This window comes from Nocardia goodfellowii (genome assembly GCF_017875645.1).
Taxonomy (GTDB): domain Bacteria; phylum Actinomycetota; class Actinomycetes; order Mycobacteriales; family Mycobacteriaceae; genus Nocardia; species Nocardia goodfellowii.
Window position 1 is genome coordinate 597,670 of the sequence record NZ_JAGGMR010000001.1, and the last position, 17,282, is coordinate 614,951.

The following is a 17,282-nucleotide window of genomic DNA, read 5'->3' on the forward strand; positions in this document are numbered from 1 at the left end:
GACCGCAGGTGGTGAGCCTCATGGCGACGGATAATGCCCAGGTCACTTAGCCTGAAGAGGCGCCTCGGGCGCACTCGGAACGCAACGCAGCGATCCCCACAGAAAGCGGATGCCGATGATCCTGGTGGCTCAGGTCAGCGATACACACTTCGATCTCGGCGCCCGCAACGCCGAACGCGCCGAGCGGGTGATGACCTTCCTCGCCGGTCTGCGCCACCGGCCGCACGCCGTTCTGGTCACCGGCGACGTCACCGATTCCGGTCGGGCTGAACAGTACGCGCAGGCCGCGGCCACGCTGCGGTCAGAGCTTCCCGTGCACTTCCTGCCCGGCAATCACGACGACCGCGCCGCCTTCCGGACCGGCCTGCTCGATGAACCCGCGAGCAACACCCCGATCAACCAGGTCGCCTGGATCGCGGACAGTACGTCGGCCTCGAGTGTGACTGTGGCGCTGCTGGATTCGACCATCCCCGGCGAGCCCAGCGGATCCCTGGCGCCGGAAACCTACGACTGGCTGAGCGAAGTCCTACAGGGCGCGCCCGCCGACAAACCGATCCTGCTGGCACTGCACCATCCGCCCGCACCCCTGTTCAGCCCGGTGGTCGACGTGATCGCCCTGGCGGATCCGGACCGGCTCGCGAAACTCGTCATCGACGACGACCGCATCCTCGGCGTGCTCACCGGCCACGCGCATTCCGCGGCGACCACGACGTTCGCGGGCAAGCCCCTGCTGATCGCTCCCAGCACCGCCTCGGTTCTGGCCGGCGAGTGGGAACTCGAAGTCCCCGATCACGTCATGGATTACGCGCCAGACCCCTCGGTCGCGCTGCACGTCATCGAGAACCACCGCATCACAACACATTTCCGCACTGTGCCGATGGGTGGTCGGGTCGGGGTGCTGCCGAGCGAACCCGGTCCGCGGCCCACACCGCACGGGTGAGCCTCACCTGCTCTGCGCGCGTTCCCGGCGATAGGCGGCGGGGGTGCTTCCGGTCCAGCGCTTGAACGCGTAGATGAAGGTGGACGATTCGGCATAGCCCAGGCGGATCGCCACATCACTGACCGAAAGCGGTGTGGCGGTGAGCATTTCCTCGGCGAGCGCGCGGCGCACCTCGTCCAGCAGCGCGCGATAGCTGGTGCCCGCGCCGTCGAGGTGGCGGCGCAGCGTGCGCGTGCTCATATTGAGCCGGCTTGCGACCGAATCGATTCCGGGCGGCGCGCAGAATCCGTCGGCACCGCCGGGCACCAGCAGCTCACGCACCTGCGCCGCGATACCGGTGCGGGCGCGGCGGCGATCCACCAGTGCGCGGCACTGCGCCAGGCACATCGCCCAGGTGTGTTTATTGGCTTGCGGCAGTGGCTGTTCCAGCACCGCGGGGTCGAGCGCGAACAGATTGTGCGGCCGACCGAAGCGCGGTGGGATACCGGTGACCTGCTGGATCCGGTCGGCGTAAGGCGGCTCGGGGAAGCGGAATTCGGCACGTGCCAGCGGCAGCGGGGCGCCCAGCAGGTCGCCCATCACCTGATTCATCGCGGTCACGTCGCGCTCGACGAGGAATTGCCGCACATCGGCGGGCACCGCCTCGTCGTGCACCCAGGCCACGAACTCGCCCGCGTTCCATTCCGCGACCGGCAGGCAGAAGGTGAAGCTCAGTTCCAGATAGCGCAACGCGAACGCGATCGCCTCGCCCAATGTCGGACTGCTCACGCAGGCGAATCCGAAGATCCCGAAGGTGGTGATCCGGTAGCGCCGGCCGACCTCCACGCCCAGCGCGGGCACGCCGGCGAGTTCGCGGACCAGGTTCCGGATGACCGCGAGTTCGAGGTGCGCGTCGATCTGCGCGTCGGGGTTGCGCAGCGTCGACTCGCTCAGTCCCGTCCCGGCCAGCATCCGGGCGCTGGGCACCCCGTGCTCGTCCGCGTAGCCGACCATCAGCGCCACGCTGGCGATACCGCGCGGGAAATTCCAGTCGCGAATCCCAGGATCGAGCAATCGCTGTCCCGGATCGGAGGTCATGTTGCCATTATGGCCGAATTTGTCGATCGAGTCGTCAACCGGCCCTACAGTGGAGAGGAACGTCTGTGGGGCGAATCACAGACGGTAGCGGCATCGATCAGCAGGCAGCAGCACATGACACAGCGCACAGGTCCCTCGATCCTCATCATCGGCGCCGGGTTCGGCGGCATCGGCATAGCGATCGAGCTGCGCCGACACGGGTTCAGCGATATCACCCTCCTGGAACGTGCCGACGACCTCGGCGGCGTATGGCGGGAGAACACCTACCCGGGCGCCGCCTGCGATGTGCCCTCCCCACTCTACTCCTTCTCGTTCGAACCGAAACCGGACTGGCCGCAGCGCTATTCGGGCCGGGCCGCCATTCACGACTATCTGCGCGGCGTGGCCCAGCGGCATCAGCTGCTCGACGCCGTCGTATTCGGCGCCGAGGTCACCGACGCCGAATTCGACGAGGTCACCGCCCGCTGGACCGTGCGCACCGCCGACGGAACGGATCGGACCTGCGACATCCTGATTCCCGCCGTCGGCCAGCTGTCCCGCCCAGCGCTGCCCGCCATCCCGGGCCTGGAAACCTTCGCGGGCAAGGCTTTCCATTCCGCCGCATGGGACGACAGCGTCGAGCTGACCGGTAAGCGAGTCGCCTGCATCGGCACCGGAGCCAGTGCCGTCCAATACATTCCGGAGATCCAGCCGAAGGCCGGTCGCCTCACCCTGTTCCAGCGCACCCCCGCCTGGGTGATCCCCAAGTTCGACACCGACTACTCCCCGGTCCAGCACAAACTCTTCGCCCGCCTGCCCGGCGTGCTGCTCGCCGAGCGCTTCGGCTGGTGGGCCCTGGCGGAATTCATCTCGCTGGGCCTGGTGGAGTTTCCGGCGATCGCGCGGCTCGTGGCGAAGATCGCCTCCCGGCATCTGCGTAAGCAGGTGGCCGACCCCGCGTTGCGCGCCAAGCTCACGCCCGACTATCCGATCGGGTGCAAGCGCGGCCTCTTCTCCAACGACTACTACCCGGCGCTGACTCAGCCCAATGTGCACGTCGAGACCGCGACCATCACCGAGATCACCCCCGAGGGCATCCGCACGGCGGACGACACGCTGCACGAGGCCGACGTGATCATCTACGGCACCGGGTTCAAGGGCACCGAATTCCTCTGGCCCATGCGGATCTTCGGCCGCGGCGGCCGCAAGCTCGCCGACGCCTGGGCGGACGGCGCGCACGCCTACTACGGCATCACCGTGCCGGAATTCCCGAATCTGTTCCTGGTCTACGGCCCGAACACCAACCTCGGTGTCGGTTCCATCATCTACATGATGGAATCGCAGGCCCGCTACATCCGCCAGGCCGTCCAATTCCTCGCCGATCGTCCCGGCCACTCGCTCGAGGTGCGCGCGGAACTCGAAGCGGAATACAACGACGCCCTGCAGAAACGCCTGGCCCGCACGCCGTGGAACTTCTGCACCAGCTGGTACCGCACCGCCTCCGGTCGCATCACCAATAACTGGCCGGGCTCGCAGACCAGCTACCGCCGCCGGATCCGCACCCTGGATCCCGCCGACTACACCCTGACCCGCACGACGTAACAGTCGCCCCCGTCCACACGTGGAGGCGTCCTATCGCCGACCCCGCACTGGCAGACTTGATCCGTGCATGAGCTGACGACCGCGCCCCCGCCCGGTTCCCCAGAACACGGCCCACTGCGGCCGATCGAGCTGGCGACCGGGGCGGTGCTGGGCGGAGTGACGGTCGGCCTGGTCACCGTAGGGGCGGTCGTACCGCTCGCGGCCGCCCTGCAATTGGTGGCCGCGGTACCGATGGGCATGCTGGCGCACCGCTATCGGCTGCGCGCGCTGGCCACCACGACGGTCGCGGCCACCCTGGTGACCTTTGTCGCAGCCGGCATGATGCCCGCGATCGGGATTCTCGGGACCGCCACCATCGGCGGCATCATCGGCGGGGTGAAACGCCGGGGCGGCGGCTTCTTCTCGGTGCTCGGGCTGGCAGTGCTGGCCGGGGTGGCCTGGGGGTTCTTCTCGGTCGCCATGCTGTTGCTGTTCACCCAGACCCGCATGCTGTTCTTCCATTCCATCCGGGATACCGCACGCGGCACGCAGAAGATTCTGGAACGCGCTCCGCAACTCGCGCCGCTCGGGCAAGCCGTGGCCGACATCACCGACGCGGTGCTGCGCTGGTGGTGGCTCTATATCGGGGGTGGCGTCGCCGCCGGTGTGCTGGTGAGCGCGCTGGTGTCCTGGTTCGTCCTCGGTTCGGTGCTGGACCGGCTGGCCTGGCTGCCGAGCCGGGACCGTCTGGACGCGCCGGTCGACGACCGGCCGATCGCGCCGCTGCCGGTGACGTTGCGGGGCGCGGGTTTCCGCTACCCCGGCGCCCGGGGCGAGGCATTGCACGAGATCGATCTGTCGGTGCGGGTCGGCGAGTTCCTGGCGGTCGTCGGTCACAACGGTTCCGGCAAGTCGACGCTGACCCGGTTGCTGGCCGGGCTGCCGCCGACCACCGGCGCGGTAGAGCGGCCCGGGTCGGCCGGCCTCGGACATCTCGGCGGCACCGCGCTGGTGTTGCAACGGCCGGAGAGTCAGACGCTCGGCGTGCTGGTCGCCGACGATGTGGTCTGGGGTCTACCCGAGGAATTGGCCGGCCAGGTGGATGTCGAGGGCTTGCTCACCGAGGTGGGCCTGGCGGGGATGGGCGGCAAGGAGACAGCGGCGCTGTCCGGTGGCCAGCAGCAGCGGCTGGCGGTGGCGGCCGCCCTGGCCCGGCGGCCCGCGCTGCTCATCGCCGACGAAGCCACCTCGATGATCGACCCCGACGGCCGCGCGGAACTGGTGTCCCTGCTGGCTGATCTGCCGAAGCGGCATCCGATGGCGGTGGTGCTGGTGACCCATCACGAAGCCGACGCGGCGGCGGCGCAGCGAGTGGTGCACCTGGCCGACGGACGCGCGGTCGAGAAGCTGCCCGCGTGGCCCCGGCCGGTGCGCGACGACCGGCGGCACCCGATGGGAGCGCCGCTGCTGGAATTGCGCGACGTCCACTACGTCTACAACCGCCGCACACCGTGGGAGGCCGCTGCCTTACACGGCGTCGACCTGTCGGTGCGGCGCGGTGAAGCGTTGCTCGTGGTCGGCGGCAATGGTTCCGGAAAGTCCACGCTGGCGTGGATTCTCGCCGGACTCATCGAACCCACCGCGGGCCGTTGCCATCTCGAAGGCAAACCGGTGAGCAAGCAGATCGGCCGGGTCGAGCTGGCCTTCCAGCACTCCCGGCTGCAATTACAGAAGCAGACCGTCGGCGACGAGATCGCCGACTGGGGCGGCCGGGCCACCGGTACCGGCGCGGTCGGCCGCGCGCTGGATGCGGTGGGCCTGGATCGTTCGATGGCAACCCGTTCCATCGAGGAACTCAGTGGCGGCGAAGCGAAACGGGTGGTGCTCGCCGCGATCGTGGCGAGCCGTCCGCAGGTGGTGGTGCTGGACGAACCGCTGGCGGGGCTGGACCCGCGCGGCCGCGCCGATATCGTCGAGTTGCTTGCCCGCCTGCGCGATTCCGGGTTGACGCTGATCGTCATCTCACACGACGTTGCCGACATGGCGGCGGTGTGCGACCGCACGGTGCATCTGGCGGAGGGGCGCGTTCTGGAAGCCGACCCGCTGCTGGGTGACGCGAAAAACGCAGCGTGGCAATCGCATTCGCCGCATCGCACCGGCGACCCCGCGTGGCGGCTCGAACAGGGAGGACAGGCATGAGCATGGTGCTGTTCCGTCAGGTGCCGGTGAGCAGCCCGGTGCACAGCCTGTGGGCGGGCACCAAGATGATCGCGGCGTTCCTGATCAGCGTGGTCCTGATGTTCCGGCCGTCCTGGCTGATGCTCGGAATCATGATCGTGTTCCTGCTCGCGATCGGCTACACCGCCCGATTGCCGTTGAATACCCTGCCGCGGCTGCCGCTGCTGTTCTGGGTCCTGGTCGCCGCGGGCGGCTTGTTGAACCTGGCCGTCGGCCCGAAGTCGGTGCTCGCCTTCTTCCAGATTTTCGTCTTCGGCCTGGTGCTGGTGGCGGCTTCGTTCCTGATCGCGTGGACCACCCCGATGGGCGAAATCGCGCCCGCCCTGGCGAAATTGGGCGCACCGCTGCGTAGACTGCGCCTGCCCGTGGACGAATGGGCCGTCGTCGTCGCCCTTATGCTGCGCAGCCTGCCCCTACTGCTGGAAGAGATCCGAATCCTGCGTGCGGCCCGCAAGCTTCGACCGAAGGACCGGCTGCTCGAACGGGCCGCCGATACCGCGCTCATCGATATCCTCACCGCCGCCATGGCCGTCGCCACCCGCCGCGCCAGCGAGCTCGGCGAGGCCATCACCGCGCGCGGCGGCACCGGTCAGCTCACCGCGCATCCCAGCGCTCCGACCCGGCGCGACGCGTTCGCTCTCGGGGTCGTCGTCGCGGTGTGCGCGGGTGCGGTGCTGCTCGACTGGGTGATCTGACTGGTGCCGGGCAATATGGAACCGCGGGGCGCTCTGCCGCGTCCATATAACTGACGGAGCGAGACGAGGGGATAACCGCATGGCCGGCATGGAGGGTGAGGCGCTACGCGCTCGCAACGAGGCATTGCGCGGGGAGGTGGATTCCCTGCTCTCGATCTTCGAGCAGCAGCAGCGCGAATTCGCGGCGGCGCAGGCGCGATTGGCGACGGCCACGGTGTCCGCGTGGTCCACCGACAACCTGATCCGGGTCACCGCCAATTCCGCCGGGGTTCCGGTCGAGGTGCACGTCGATCCGGAGGCGTTCAAACGGTCCACGCCGGAGAAGCTGGGCCGCTCGATCACCGAGGCCACCCAGGCCGCCGCCAATCTGGCCGGCGAGGAGGCGCGGCGCGCGTTCGGGTCGGTCGGGCAGCTCGGCGTCGACATTCCGGATCTGCCCGATCTGGTGCCCGGCGCGCCCAGCATCAAAGACTTGGTGCACCAGCTGCTCCCGGATCCCGCCGCCGCGCCGGAGGAGCCGGTCGAGCTCGATCCGGAGGCCGAAGAGGAGTACTACCGCAACCGCAGCTACCTGGAGGGCGGCAAATGAGCACCCTGAAGGTCGACCCGGACGCGCTCGCCGCCACCAAGCCGGGCATTGCCACGGTCGCCGACAAGGTCATCGCCGCGATCAAGAACGTGCAGACCGTGGTCCAGGCCGAGGGCGAATGCTGGGGCGCCGACGAGATCGGCGAGAATTTCGCCAAGAAGTACGTCCCGGACGCCGAGTCCGGTTTGCAGGGCATCGAAGCGCTCGGCAAATGTGTGGAATCCCTCGCGGGCGGTGTCGACTCGATCGCCCAGGCGTTCCAGCAGCAGGACGACGCGAATGCCAAAGCCTTGGAAAAGGCGAAAAGCCAGATCTGAAATCCTCGATTTGCCAAGGTGATTCGCGGACATTTCAAACCCACCGGTATGCCCCGGATTCTGGGGTCCCCGCCGGCTACGGCACGGTAAATTGACCTTCTGCGCCATTGTTGCCTGGATCAGATCCGACCTGCATGGCTTCGGGGGGAAGGATTTTCGGCTCGCAGGGCGTTGGTAGGGATTGCACGAATCTGATGAAGATGGGAAACCGGGAAATGTTCCTCCGTAAGATCACCGCGGCCGCCGCACCGCTTGTCGTCGCGGTTGCCGTCGGTTCCGGCACCGCGTCCGCGGAACCGGCCGCCGCACCCCCGATCGGGTACCAGACGAAACTGGTGGGCGAGAAGATCATCACCACCATCACCGGCGGCTCGTTCGAGCTCGCCGGCAACTCGGTGGATATCAACGACGCCCACGGCAACGCGGTGGTCACACTGCCGCTGTCGTTCCGGCACGACGGCTTGGAATTCCCGCTACCGCACGCGCTCCGAGACGGCGGCACCACCCTCGAACTGACCGCGGTCAAGGATTTCACCAAGGCCGCCCCCGTCGCGCCGATCGCCTCTCCGTTGGAGAACCGGCGGGCAATGGATCAGTTCAGCTCGCAGTTCGCGGTCGCCTCCACCATCGGTGGTTTCATCGGCACCGTGATCGGCGCGGCCATCGGTTTGATCGGCTTCGCCGGGGGCGTCTTCGGCCTCGCGACCATCGTGACCGGTGCGGCGATCGGCGGCCTGGTCGGCACCATCATCGCCGGCGGACCCACGCTGATCATCGCCGGCATCGAGTTGCTGGAGACGCTGAACGCGCCGGACGGCACCACCAAGTGGGCCGACAACAAGTAGACCACCTGTCCCACCCCTCGGATGCGGTGCGTACCGGTTCACCGGTACGCACCGTGTCTACCTCATCGGTCGTGACAGCCGTCCGAAACCGGTACTCCCGCAAAACGATCCGCGAGATAGTTCATCGCCCCGAAGGCCTCGCCGACAGCGGCGGGGTTGTGTCCGGGCAGGCCGGAATGCACGACCCTGATGTCCGCGCCCTGCGCACAGTAGTGCTGGGTCAACGCGGTGAAGCCCGCCACGGGAATCACATCGTCGGTAGTGCTGTGGTACAGGTACATCGGTGCGACCGGTGCTGGGCCGCCGAGTTCCTGCCGCGCGACGGCAGCGCGAAAAGCCGGATGGGACAACAGATCCGGGACAGCGGCGAAATCCGCCACGCGCGCCCCGTTGTATTTGAGGATCAGTTCCTCACCGCAGGCGCCGGCGTCCTCGACCAGCATCGCGCGGCCGCGATCGTTGAGCAGCTCAGCCACTCCGGCCTCCGGGGTATTGCGAACCGCGGTGTGCACGATGAGCAAAGCCAGCCCGGCCTGCATGCCGCCCTCGACACCGCGGGCGATGGCGGGCAGATCAGCCGGAACGCCACCCGCGGTGATCCCGGCGAACCCCAGCTCCGGCGCATACGCCGGCTGTGACTGCGCAGCCCACAGCGTCGCGAACGCACCGCCCGAATAGCCGTACGCGCCGAGCGGACTCGTCGCATCGACGCCACCGAGGGCGAAAGCGCGAGCCGCGCGAATCCCGTCGAGTACACCGCGGCCGGAGGTCACCCCATCGAGGAAGCGGGACTCCGGCCCCTCGTAGTCACTGGTCACCACGGCCCAGCCGCGACGCAGCGCGTCAGCCATGAACGGTGCGTCGATCAGGGTGTTCAGTCCGACCGGCCACCCGCCGCGCAGTGCATACGACGGTGCGCAACGGGTGCCCAGGCTGTCCTCGGCGACCTGATACGACAGCAGTGGACGCGCACCCGGGCCCGGCCACGGCGTATTCGGGACCAGCACCGTGGTCATATTCGCGTTCGGCCGGCCCGCCGAATCGGTGCTGCGATACAGCAACTGCCAGGTCTGGACGGGCAGCGGCAGGCCGAACAATGCGATCTGCCGCGATTTGAGAACCGCGCCGTTCGGGACCTCGGCGATATTCCCGGGGGCCGCGTAGAACGGGTCGTCGTCGGGACGTGGCACCGGCTCCGCGCGCGCTGATACTCCGCCCGAAAATAGCGTGACACTTGAAATCAGCACCGCGACAAGTGCTGCCGAAACTCCGGACAGCAGTGCACGGCCGATTACATTACTGGTAGAGAGCTTTTCTGGTATTTCACGAACAGTCCATGATCCGAATCTCAGGCGAGTAGCTATTCGGTAGCCGTTCACTGTTTCAAGGATACGCGACCACCCCGCGCGCAGGGGTCGATACAAACGAAGTGTCGCCGCTTCAATTTGCGCGGCCGGGATGCGCACCGCGCGCTTCAGCGAGCTCCGGTGCGGTGATGTGCCCATCCGCGGCTCCTGCATCGATCGAGGCGCCGGCCGTCGGGGCCGCCGACGACCTCCACCTCGAGGTCACTCGACCGTAGCCGCCCCGGCGACCCCCGACAACGATCGAGGCACGAGCGTCGAACCCGCCGTCGCAGTCCCCCGCCCCGCGCGAGGTGGCTAGAGTGATCGAAAGTGCCCTGCGTGCAAGAGATTCGACGCAGGACCATGGCGGAATCACGTAGGGAGCTACCGACGATGCGGTTCGGCAACGGCCTTGACATTCCCGAGGGACACGCCGATTTGTGCGCCCCGGACAAGCTCGCCCTGATCGTCTACGACATGCAGGTCGGAGTCCTGTCCCAACTGCCCGACGGCCCCGACATCATCGAGCGCGTGGTCCGCGTCGTCGACGCCGCCCGCGCCGGCGGCTACCCCGTCATCTTCCTGCGCCACTTCTTCCTCCCGCCTCGCCTCAGCGGCCGCTTCGCACTGCGCATGGCGATGAGCTGGCAGGGCGCCGAAACCGTCGAAGAGCTGAAGCCCATCCTGCAGCGCGACACTCCGGCCTTCGAACTGGTCCCCGAACTCCAGCCCCGCCCCGACGAAGTCGTCTTCGACAAGACCACCATGTCCGCCTTCGAAGGCACCCCGCTCGCGGCCACCCTGCGCGACCTGGGCATTCATGGCTACGCCATCGTCGGCGTCGCCCTCGAGATCGGCATCGCGCCCACCGTCACGCATTCCACCGACCTCGGTTTCGTCCCGATCGTGGTGCGCGACGCCGTCGGCGGCCGCGACCAGGAGGCGATGGACCGCGCCTACGCGGACTTCGAATTCCAAGGCCACGCCCTCGTCACCGACTCCGCCACCCTCATCCCCGCCCTACGCGGCTAGCTCACTCTTCGCCCAGCCAGGCCGGATGCCAGAGGCGACCGGTTTCGGTCCAGTTCATGAAACGCACGACCCCGACGATCTTCGGAGTCACCCAGACGGCTTCCTTCCGCTCCTCGGCGGTGAGGTCGTTGTCGAAGGGGCTGGTTTTGCGTTCGAGTTTGCTCAGGCGTGTGGCGAGAGACCGCATCACCTCGTCGCCGAAGCCGGTGCCCACCCGGCCGACGTAGATGAGGCGGCCCTCGTGCGGAATGCCGACGAGCAGGGACTTGAAGTTGCGGGCATCGCTGCGGCGCCAGCCCCCGACTACCACCGCGAGTGTGCGCCAATTGCGTTGCTTGACCCAAGAATGCCCGCGCTTGCCGGGCAGATAGACCGAGTCCTTGCGTTTGGCGATGACGCCTTCCAGGCTCTGGTCCTGGCTGTAGCGCAGGGCGGCCGCACCCGGCCCGTCGAGACGCGGTGGCACCCGCATCGAGGGGGCGGTGGCGGCGAGAGCTTCCAGCACCCGGCGGCGATCCGCATACCGTTTGCGGATCAGGGACGTGCCGTCCAGATAGAGGACATCGAAGGCGACGAAGACGGCGCGAGCCGCATCCGCTTGCAGCAGACCCAGATTGGCGACGCCGTGGTCGTCGAACACCACGGCCTCACCGTCGAGCACGACGTCGTGATCGGACAGTTCGGTGGCGAGCGGGCCAATGCCCGGATACCGGTCGGTCACCACGTTGCCGCGGCGGCTGCGCAGTATGAGTGTGCCGGAAGAGATTTCGGCGATCAGGCGGAAGCCGTCCCACTTGGTCTCGAACGACCATTCGGCATCATCGAGTTCGCCGACATCGCCCTCGGTAGCGAGCATCGGCTCCAGCCCACGGGGGAACGGGGCCGAGGCCTGCCGGGATACCTTCTCCGGGCGGATTCCGTTCGGCTCCGCCGCACCGCGTTTCTTCTTACTCGGTGACTCGCCGGACGCTTCGGGATTCTGATCGCGCATCAGATGCATGAGCCACTGGTTGCCGTTGGTCTGGATCAGCGCGTAGCGCCCGTTGAGCCGTTCCCCGTGAAAACGGACGATGACCTCGTCGTCGCGCCACTTCTCGGTCTCGTAGGTGCCGGTATCCCAGATCGTCATCTCGCCCGCGCCGTACTGCCCCTTCGGGATGGCGCCGTGGAAGTGCAGGTATTCCAGCGGATGGTCCTCGGTGTGCACGGCGAGCCGGTTCTGTTCCGAGGTGGTCGGCGGCCCTTTGGGCACCGCCCACGAGGCCAGTACGCCGTCGCGTTCGAGTCGCACGTCCCAATGCAACCGGCGGGCGTGATGTTCTTGCACGACGAACCGATTGCCCTCGGTAGCCTTCGGCGGCGAAACGGGCACTGGTTCCGGCGTGCGCTCCGGATCACGCATGGACCGATACTTGGTCAGCGCGTCGTTCTTCGAGGCCTCCAGCGGTGGATCGAGTTCGGCCAGCAGATCACCGTCGTCCCGCCATCGGGCCAGCACCTCGTCGAACCGCAAGTGCCGCAGCTTCTTCCGATTCTCGATCTCTTCCCAGTCGCGCGGCGCGGCGGCAGTGGGTTCGGCCCGCCCGCGCAGCGAGTACGGCGCGATGGTGGTCTTGGCCGGGTTGTTCTGGCTCCAGTCGACGAAAACCTTTCCCGCCCGGACATTCTTGGCCATCGTCGCCGTCACCAGATCCGGGTGTAGCTTCTCCAGATTCGTCGCCACCTGCTTGGCCACGGTCGACGCGCCGCCGGGACTCAATGTCTTGTCCAGCGGCACATAGAGGTGAATCCCCTTGCTACCGCTGGTCACCGGAAACGTGCGCAGCCCGATGCCCTCGACCATCTCGCGCACCAGCAGGGCCACGCGCGCGCACTCGGGCAGCCCGGCGCCGGGCCCGGGATCCAGATCGAAGACGATCCGGGTGGCGTAGCCGATCCGATCACCGTCGAACCGCCATTGCGGCACATGGATTTCCAGCGCCGCCTGCTGTGCCAGCCAGGCCAGCCCGCCCTCCGAATCGACCACGGGATACTCGGCACGCCGCGAGGAATGTTCGACGGTGTGGCGTTCCATCCAGTCCGGCGCGTGCGACGGCAGGTTCTTCTCGAAGAACGAGGATTCCTCGACGCCGTTGGGCCAGCGCTTCCGGGTGACCGCCCGGCCCGCGATATGCGGCAGCATGGCTGGCGCGATGGCCGTGTAATAGGCGATGACCTCGCCTTTTGTCGTACCCGTGGCTGGATACAGCACCTTGTCGAGGTTGGTCAGATCAACCTCGACAGGGGCTCGGCCCGGGCTGCCACCGAACTCGCGGCGGGGAGACATAGCTGAATTCTAGTGGCGGGAACCGGTAATCGGTCCCCGCCGCGCGTCACGCCTTCGAGCCGGGCTGCGAACCGGGCTGCTCCGGCGGCACCGCCTTCTTGGCGGCCTCCTGCACCTTGTCGATCTTGTCCGTGTACTTGCCCTGGGTCTTCTTGTCGACGAAATCGCCGGCCTTGTCGACCGCGCCGTGGATCTTGTCGGCGTTCTTGGCCGCCATATCCTTACCCTTGCCGACCAGGCCTTTGAGACTGTCCGCGAAACTCATTCCCGGGTCCTTCCTTGTCGATCGAGCTGAAGTCGAAACCGACTGGTTTCAACCAATATCCTCCCACCAGGCCTTTTCCTTGGCCATAACGGGAAGCGCCTGGGGATCGATGCGCTGACCGGGCATCGGGACGGCGATCCTGGTACCGGCCTTCGCCGCGGCCTGAACCATCCGCCGCACCGGCTCCGACCAGCCGTGGAAGGCGAGGTTGAAGGTCGCCCAGTGGATCGGCACCAGCAGGCCGTGCGCGGCGTCGCCGCGACACAGATCGGCGTGCGCGCGCACCGCCTCCTCCGGGTTCATGTGCACATCCGCCCAGCGCGGGTCGTAGGCGCCGATGGGCAGCAGGGTCAGATCGAACGGGCCCAGGGCGGCGCCCGCGTCGGCGAACACCTTGGTGAACCCGGTATCGCCGCCGAAATACACCCGCCGGGTGGGACCGACGATGGACCACGACGCCCACAGCGTGGTGTTGCGCACCAGGCCGCGGCCGGAGAAGTGCCGGGCCTCGGTACAGGTCAGCACCAGATCGGTGCCATCGCGCTCCCGGCCCAGTGCGGCCAGGGAAACCGAGCCGCCCCAATCCAATTCGACGATCCGATGCTCGGGCACACCCCAGTGCCGCAGGTGCGCGCCGATGCCGAGCGGCACCAGGAACGGCACCGACTGCCCGGTCACCAGTTCCCGGATGGTCGCCTTGTCCAGATGGTCGTAGTGATCGTGGGAGATGATCACCGCGTCCAGCGGGGGCAGTTCCGAGAGCGGCATCGGCACCGGGTGCAACCGCGCCGGGCCGACCAGCGCGGACGGCGAAACCCGTTCGCTCCACACCGGATCGGTGAGAACCCGGTACCCGTCCACCTCGATGAGCGCCGAGGCGTGGCCGTACCAGGTGACCGCGAGATCGGCCGCCGCCGTCGGGACCGGCGGGGTCTGCAGGGGCACCACCCCGCGCGGGCGGCCGACATTACGACGGGTCAGCATCGAATACAGCAGGGACGGAGCCGAACCCGGCGCGATCTGACTGCTCGGCTCGGTGTTGTGGAACTGACGGTTGCGGTAGCTCGCGGCGCCGGAGGCGTAGGGCGCGATCGCCGACATCGAGGCGCCGATCGCCGACGGAATATCCCACACCGCGCGGACCAGCCAGCCGATACCCACCGCACCGGCCGCGGCGCCCAGTACCTTTTTCACTTTCATGGCCGTATCCCCTTATCGCCCAACGAATTTCGCCGCACGTTTCTCTTCCCGCGCCAGCCGGCCCTCCTGGGCGTCGGCACTGCCCCACGCCGCCTCCAGGGCCGCGCGCTGCTGCGCCGTATCCGGCTCGCGGGTGCCGTCGTCGTTGAGTACCAGTTTGAGGTGCCGCAGCGACAGCGGCGCGAGTTCGGCGATCGACTTGGCCCACGCCTGCGCGTCGGCGAGCGTGCCGAGCCGATTGGCGAACCCGTAGGCGTAGGCGTCGGACGCCGTCACCCGCTCCGCGCCGAGCAGAATGCCGCGCGCGGGGCCGCCGCCGATCAGCGAAACCAGCCGCCGGATCGTCCACCGATCCACCGAAATGCCAAGCTTGGCAGCGGGAATCGCGATGTAGGACTCCGGCGACATCACCCGGAGATCCGAGGCCAGCGAAATCTGCACGCCCGCGCCGAGCGCCCCGCCGTTGATCGCCGCGATCACCGGGATCGGAGCCGACTCGATGGTGTGCAGCATGTCCATCAGATCCGCGAGGAACTGCTCGGAATAGACGCCGGACAGGTCCGCGCCGGCGCTGAACAGCGGTCCACGACCGGTCAGCACGATGACCCGCGCGTCCTCCTCGACCGCCCCCAGCACCGCCTCGCGCAGTAGGACCACGAGGTCGTTGTTGAGCGCATTGCGACGGTCTTCGCGCTGCATTTCGATGGTGACGACATCACCATCGCGGCTAACTCCGAGCATGCATACTCCCCGGCTCAACGTATTGTTTGATTACCTTTACTGTGCCACAGCCCAGGGCCGTGTTCGCTCAGGGCGTTACGATCACCACTCGTGCCGACAGATTTCGAGATCCTGGTGATCGGTGCTGGTCAGGCTGGGCTGTCGGCGGGTTATCACTTGCGGCGACTCGGTCTGGAGCCGGAGCGCGACTTCCTGATCGTGGACCACGCGCCGGGCCCGGGCGGCGCCTGGCAATTCCGGTGGCCCTCGCTGACGCTGACCACGGTCAACCGCGTGCACGACCTGCCGGGCATGTCATTCGCCGAAACATTGCCTCCCGGCTCGGAATCAGCGCCCGCGGCCACCGCGGTGCCGCACTACTACGAGCTGTACGAGAAGGAATTCGACCTGCGGGTCCGGCGGCAGGTCAGCGTGCGGGTGGTCTGCGACCGCACGGCGGACGGACAACGCTGCGACGGGCGCGGAGAAATACTGAGCGCGGAAACCGACTCGGCCGGAACCTTGCGGGCGCGTGGGCTGATCAACGGAACCGGCACCTGGGAGCATCCGTTCATTCCGGTCTACCGCGGCGCCTCGACCTTCGCCGGCCGGCAGATGCACACCCGCGATTACCGCACCGCCGCCGAATTCCGCGGCAAGCACGTGGTGATCGTGGGCGGCGGCATTTCGGCGGTGCAGTTGCTCGACGAGATTTCCGAGGTCACCACGACCACCTGGGTGACGCGCCGGGCACCGGTCTTCCGGGACGAGGATTTCGGCCCCGACGCCGGACGAGCCGCGGTGGCCGCGGTGGAGGATCGGGTGCGACGCGGGCTGCCGCCGGGATCGGTGGTGTCGGTGACCGGGCTGCGCTGGGACGATCGGCTGCGCGCCGCCAAGGCACGCGGAGCGCTGGAGCGGTTGCCGATGTTCGACGCGATCGAGCCCGACGGGGTGCGCTGGGCCGACGGATCGTTCCAACCTGCCGACGTGATTCTGTGGGCCACCGGATTCCGCAGCGCCCTGGACCATCTGGCGCCGCTGCGGCTGCGCGGACCCGGCGGCGGCATCACCATGACCGGCCGGCTGGCCACCCAGGTCGCCGTCGACCCGCGCGTGCACCTGATCGGCTACGGCCCGTCGGCCAGCACCATCGGCGCCAACCGCGCGGGCCGGGCCGCCACGCGTGAACTCGTCGACTATCTGGGGATTACTGGTAACCCGCGGTGAAGGTGTCCGGATCCGGGCCGATGCGCTCGCCGGCGTCCATCGAGTCGATCGCCGACATCTGGCCCTCGTTGAGTTCGAAGCCGAAGACGTCGAAGTTCGACACGATGCGCGCCGGAGTCACCGACTTCGGAATCACGATGGTGCCGCGCTGCAGATGCCAGCGGATGATCACCTGGGCCGGGGTGCGCCGCAGTTCCTCCGCGATGGCGACGATGGTCGGATGATCGAGCAGAGTGCCCTGCCCCAGCGGACTCCACGCCTCGGTGGCGATCGCGTTGGCGGCGTGGAATTCGCGTAGTTCGCGCTGCCCCAACCGCGGATGTAGTTCGATCTGATTGACCGCCGGAACCTCACCGGTCTCGCTGATCAATCGCTCCAATTGCGGCACCGTGAAATTCGATACCCCGATCGAACGGACCCGGCCCTGCGCCTTCAAGGCCTGAAAGGCCCGGAAGGTATCGACGAACTTCCCCGCCACTTCCACCGGCCAATGGATCAGGTAGAGGTCCAGATAATCCAGACCCAGCTTTTCCATGCTGGCATCGAACGCACGCAAGGTGGAGTCGTACCCCTGCTCCGAGTTCCACAGCTTGGTCGTGACATACACCTCGTCCCGAGGCAGTCCCGATTCGCGGATCGCCCGCCCGGTGCCCTCCTCGTTGGCGTAGATGGCGGCGGTGTCGATACTCCGGTACCCCGCCTGTAGCGCGGCCGTCACCACCTCGGACACCTCGTCGGACGGCACCTGGAACACGCCGAACCCGAGCTGCGGGATCACGTTTCCGTCATTGAGGATTATCGAGGGAATAGCGCAGGTCTCGCTTTTGAAGGTCACGTTCCGACCGTAGAAGTGCGACGCCCGCCCGTCAACGAACCTGCGGGCGTGTTGGCGGTGAAAAAGC

Annotated in this window: 16 protein-coding genes; 9 read left to right on the top strand and 7 right to left on the bottom strand. The window is 67.6% G+C overall.

What is annotated here, in order from left to right:
• The first annotated feature begins 109 nt into the window (after positions 1-109).
• Positions 110-940, top strand: coding sequence for a metallophosphoesterase (locus BJ987_RS02200; protein WP_245365775.1), 831 nt, complete (start codon positions 110-112; stop codon positions 938-940).
• A gap of 3 nt (positions 941-943) precedes the next feature.
• On the opposite strand, the gene BJ987_RS02205 is transcribed toward BJ987_RS02200, so the two are convergent.
• Entirely contained in the window at positions 944-2,017 is a 1,074-nt protein-coding gene (locus tag BJ987_RS02205; RefSeq protein ID WP_209884184.1) for an AraC family transcriptional regulator, read from the bottom strand.
• A gap of 114 nt (positions 2,018-2,131) precedes the next feature.
• On the opposite strand from BJ987_RS02205, the gene BJ987_RS02210 reads away from it, so the two are divergent.
• From BJ987_RS02210 to BJ987_RS02235, 6 genes are all read left to right on the top strand, one after another.
• Positions 2,132-3,598, top strand: coding sequence for a flavin-containing monooxygenase (locus BJ987_RS02210; protein WP_209884185.1), 1,467 nt, complete (start codon positions 2,132-2,134; stop codon positions 3,596-3,598).
• A 63-nt stretch (positions 3,599-3,661) separates the two neighbouring features.
• Positions 3,662-5,776 carry an ABC transporter ATP-binding protein gene (locus BJ987_RS02215; RefSeq protein ID WP_209884187.1) on the top strand — a complete coding sequence of 705 codons (2,115 nt, stop codon included), beginning with the start codon at positions 3,662-3,664 and terminating at the stop codon, positions 5,774-5,776.
• Entirely contained in the window at positions 5,773-6,510 is a 738-nt protein-coding gene (locus tag BJ987_RS02220; protein WP_209884189.1) for an energy-coupling factor transporter transmembrane component T family protein, read from the top strand. Before BJ987_RS02215 ends, BJ987_RS02220 begins: the two co-directional genes overlap by 4 nt.
• A 79-nt stretch (positions 6,511-6,589) precedes the next feature.
• Positions 6,590-7,099, top strand: a complete 510-nt coding sequence (locus BJ987_RS02225) for a YbaB/EbfC family nucleoid-associated protein (protein ID WP_209884191.1) — start codon at positions 6,590-6,592, stop codon at positions 7,097-7,099.
• Positions 7,096-7,416: a hypothetical protein gene (locus BJ987_RS02230; RefSeq protein WP_209884193.1), complete on the top strand. Its 321-nt coding sequence runs from the start codon at positions 7,096-7,098 to the stop codon at positions 7,414-7,416. The genes BJ987_RS02225 and BJ987_RS02230 overlap by 4 nt, the downstream gene beginning before the upstream one ends.
• Positions 7,417-7,616: 200 nt before the next feature.
• Positions 7,617-8,261: a DUF8020 domain-containing protein gene (locus BJ987_RS02235; RefSeq protein WP_307869421.1), complete on the top strand. Its 645-nt coding sequence runs from the start codon at positions 7,617-7,619 to the stop codon at positions 8,259-8,261.
• A gap of 62 nt (positions 8,262-8,323) precedes the next feature.
• On the opposite strand, the gene BJ987_RS02240 is transcribed toward BJ987_RS02235, so the two are convergent.
• Complete coding sequence (locus BJ987_RS02240) at positions 8,324-9,451, bottom strand: lipase family protein (protein ID WP_209884195.1); 1,128 nt, start codon at positions 9,449-9,451, stop codon at positions 8,324-8,326.
• Positions 9,452-10,000: 549 nt separating this feature from the next.
• Between BJ987_RS02240 and BJ987_RS02245 the strand changes: the two genes are divergently transcribed.
• Positions 10,001-10,639 (top strand): cysteine hydrolase family protein, encoded by a 639-nt coding sequence (locus BJ987_RS02245; protein ID WP_209884197.1) that lies wholly within the window; start codon positions 10,001-10,003, stop codon positions 10,637-10,639.
• Between the two features lies 1 nt (position 10,640).
• Here the strand turns inward: BJ987_RS02245 and BJ987_RS02250 are convergent, their stop codons facing one another.
• The 4 genes from BJ987_RS02250 to BJ987_RS02265 are packed head-to-tail and all read right to left on the bottom strand — an operon-like array spanning position 10,641 to position 15,171.
• Positions 10,641-12,965: an ATP-dependent DNA ligase gene (locus tag BJ987_RS02250; protein WP_209884199.1), complete on the bottom strand. Its 2,325-nt coding sequence runs from the start codon at positions 12,963-12,965 to the stop codon at positions 10,641-10,643.
• 46 nt (positions 12,966-13,011) lie between these two features.
• The gene (locus BJ987_RS02255) at positions 13,012-13,230 is read right to left on the bottom strand and encodes an antitoxin (protein ID WP_209884201.1); all 219 of its coding nucleotides are present in this window, start codon (positions 13,228-13,230) and stop codon (positions 13,012-13,014) included.
• 48 nt (positions 13,231-13,278) lie between these two features.
• Entirely contained in the window at positions 13,279-14,430 is a 1,152-nt protein-coding gene (locus tag BJ987_RS02260; RefSeq protein WP_209884203.1) for an MBL fold metallo-hydrolase, read from the bottom strand.
• 12 nt (positions 14,431-14,442) lie between these two features.
• Entirely contained in the window at positions 14,443-15,171 is a 729-nt protein-coding gene (locus BJ987_RS02265; RefSeq protein WP_209884204.1) for an enoyl-CoA hydratase, read from the bottom strand.
• A 90-nt stretch (positions 15,172-15,261) separates the two neighbouring features.
• On the opposite strand from BJ987_RS02265, the gene BJ987_RS02270 reads away from it, so the two are divergent.
• On the top strand, positions 15,262-16,380 hold the full coding sequence (locus BJ987_RS02270) for a flavin-containing monooxygenase (protein ID WP_209884206.1): 1,119 nt from the start codon (positions 15,262-15,264) through the stop codon (positions 16,378-16,380).
• Here BJ987_RS02270 and BJ987_RS02275 read toward each other — a convergent pair.
• Positions 16,361-17,215 carry an aldo/keto reductase gene (locus BJ987_RS02275; protein ID WP_209884208.1) on the bottom strand — a complete coding sequence of 285 codons (855 nt, stop codon included), beginning with the start codon at positions 17,213-17,215 and terminating at the stop codon, positions 16,361-16,363. The genes BJ987_RS02270 and BJ987_RS02275 overlap by 20 nt on opposite strands.
• Positions 17,216-17,282: the final 67 nt, after the last annotated feature.

Excerpts from the sequence above, each read along its gene's own strand:
- BJ987_RS02200 (WP_245365775.1), top strand. The coding sequence starts at position 110 with ATGCCGATGATCCTGGTGGCTCAGGTCAGCGATACACACTTCGATCTC.
- BJ987_RS02205 (WP_209884184.1), bottom strand. The coding sequence starts at position 2,017 with ATGACCTCCGATCCGGGACAGCGATTGCTCGATCCTGGGATTCGCGAC.
- BJ987_RS02210 (WP_209884185.1), top strand. The coding sequence starts at position 2,132 with ATGACACAGCGCACAGGTCCCTCGATCCTCATCATCGGCGCCGGGTTC.
- BJ987_RS02220 (WP_209884189.1), top strand. The coding sequence starts at position 5,773 with ATGAGCATGGTGCTGTTCCGTCAGGTGCCGGTGAGCAGCCCGGTGCAC.
- BJ987_RS02225 (WP_209884191.1), top strand. The coding sequence starts at position 6,590 with ATGGCCGGCATGGAGGGTGAGGCGCTACGCGCTCGCAACGAGGCATTG.
- BJ987_RS02230 (WP_209884193.1), top strand. The coding sequence starts at position 7,096 with ATGAGCACCCTGAAGGTCGACCCGGACGCGCTCGCCGCCACCAAGCCG.
- BJ987_RS02235 (WP_307869421.1), top strand. The coding sequence starts at position 7,617 with ATGGGAAACCGGGAAATGTTCCTCCGTAAGATCACCGCGGCCGCCGCA.
- BJ987_RS02245 (WP_209884197.1), top strand. The coding sequence starts at position 10,001 with ATGCGGTTCGGCAACGGCCTTGACATTCCCGAGGGACACGCCGATTTG.
- BJ987_RS02250 (WP_209884199.1), bottom strand. The coding sequence starts at position 12,965 with ATGTCTCCCCGCCGCGAGTTCGGTGGCAGCCCGGGCCGAGCCCCTGTC.
- BJ987_RS02255 (WP_209884201.1), bottom strand. The coding sequence starts at position 13,230 with ATGAGTTTCGCGGACAGTCTCAAAGGCCTGGTCGGCAAGGGTAAGGAT.
- BJ987_RS02260 (WP_209884203.1), bottom strand. The coding sequence starts at position 14,430 with ATGAAAGTGAAAAAGGTACTGGGCGCCGCGGCCGGTGCGGTGGGTATC.
- BJ987_RS02265 (WP_209884204.1), bottom strand. The coding sequence starts at position 15,171 with ATGCTCGGAGTTAGCCGCGATGGTGATGTCGTCACCATCGAAATGCAG.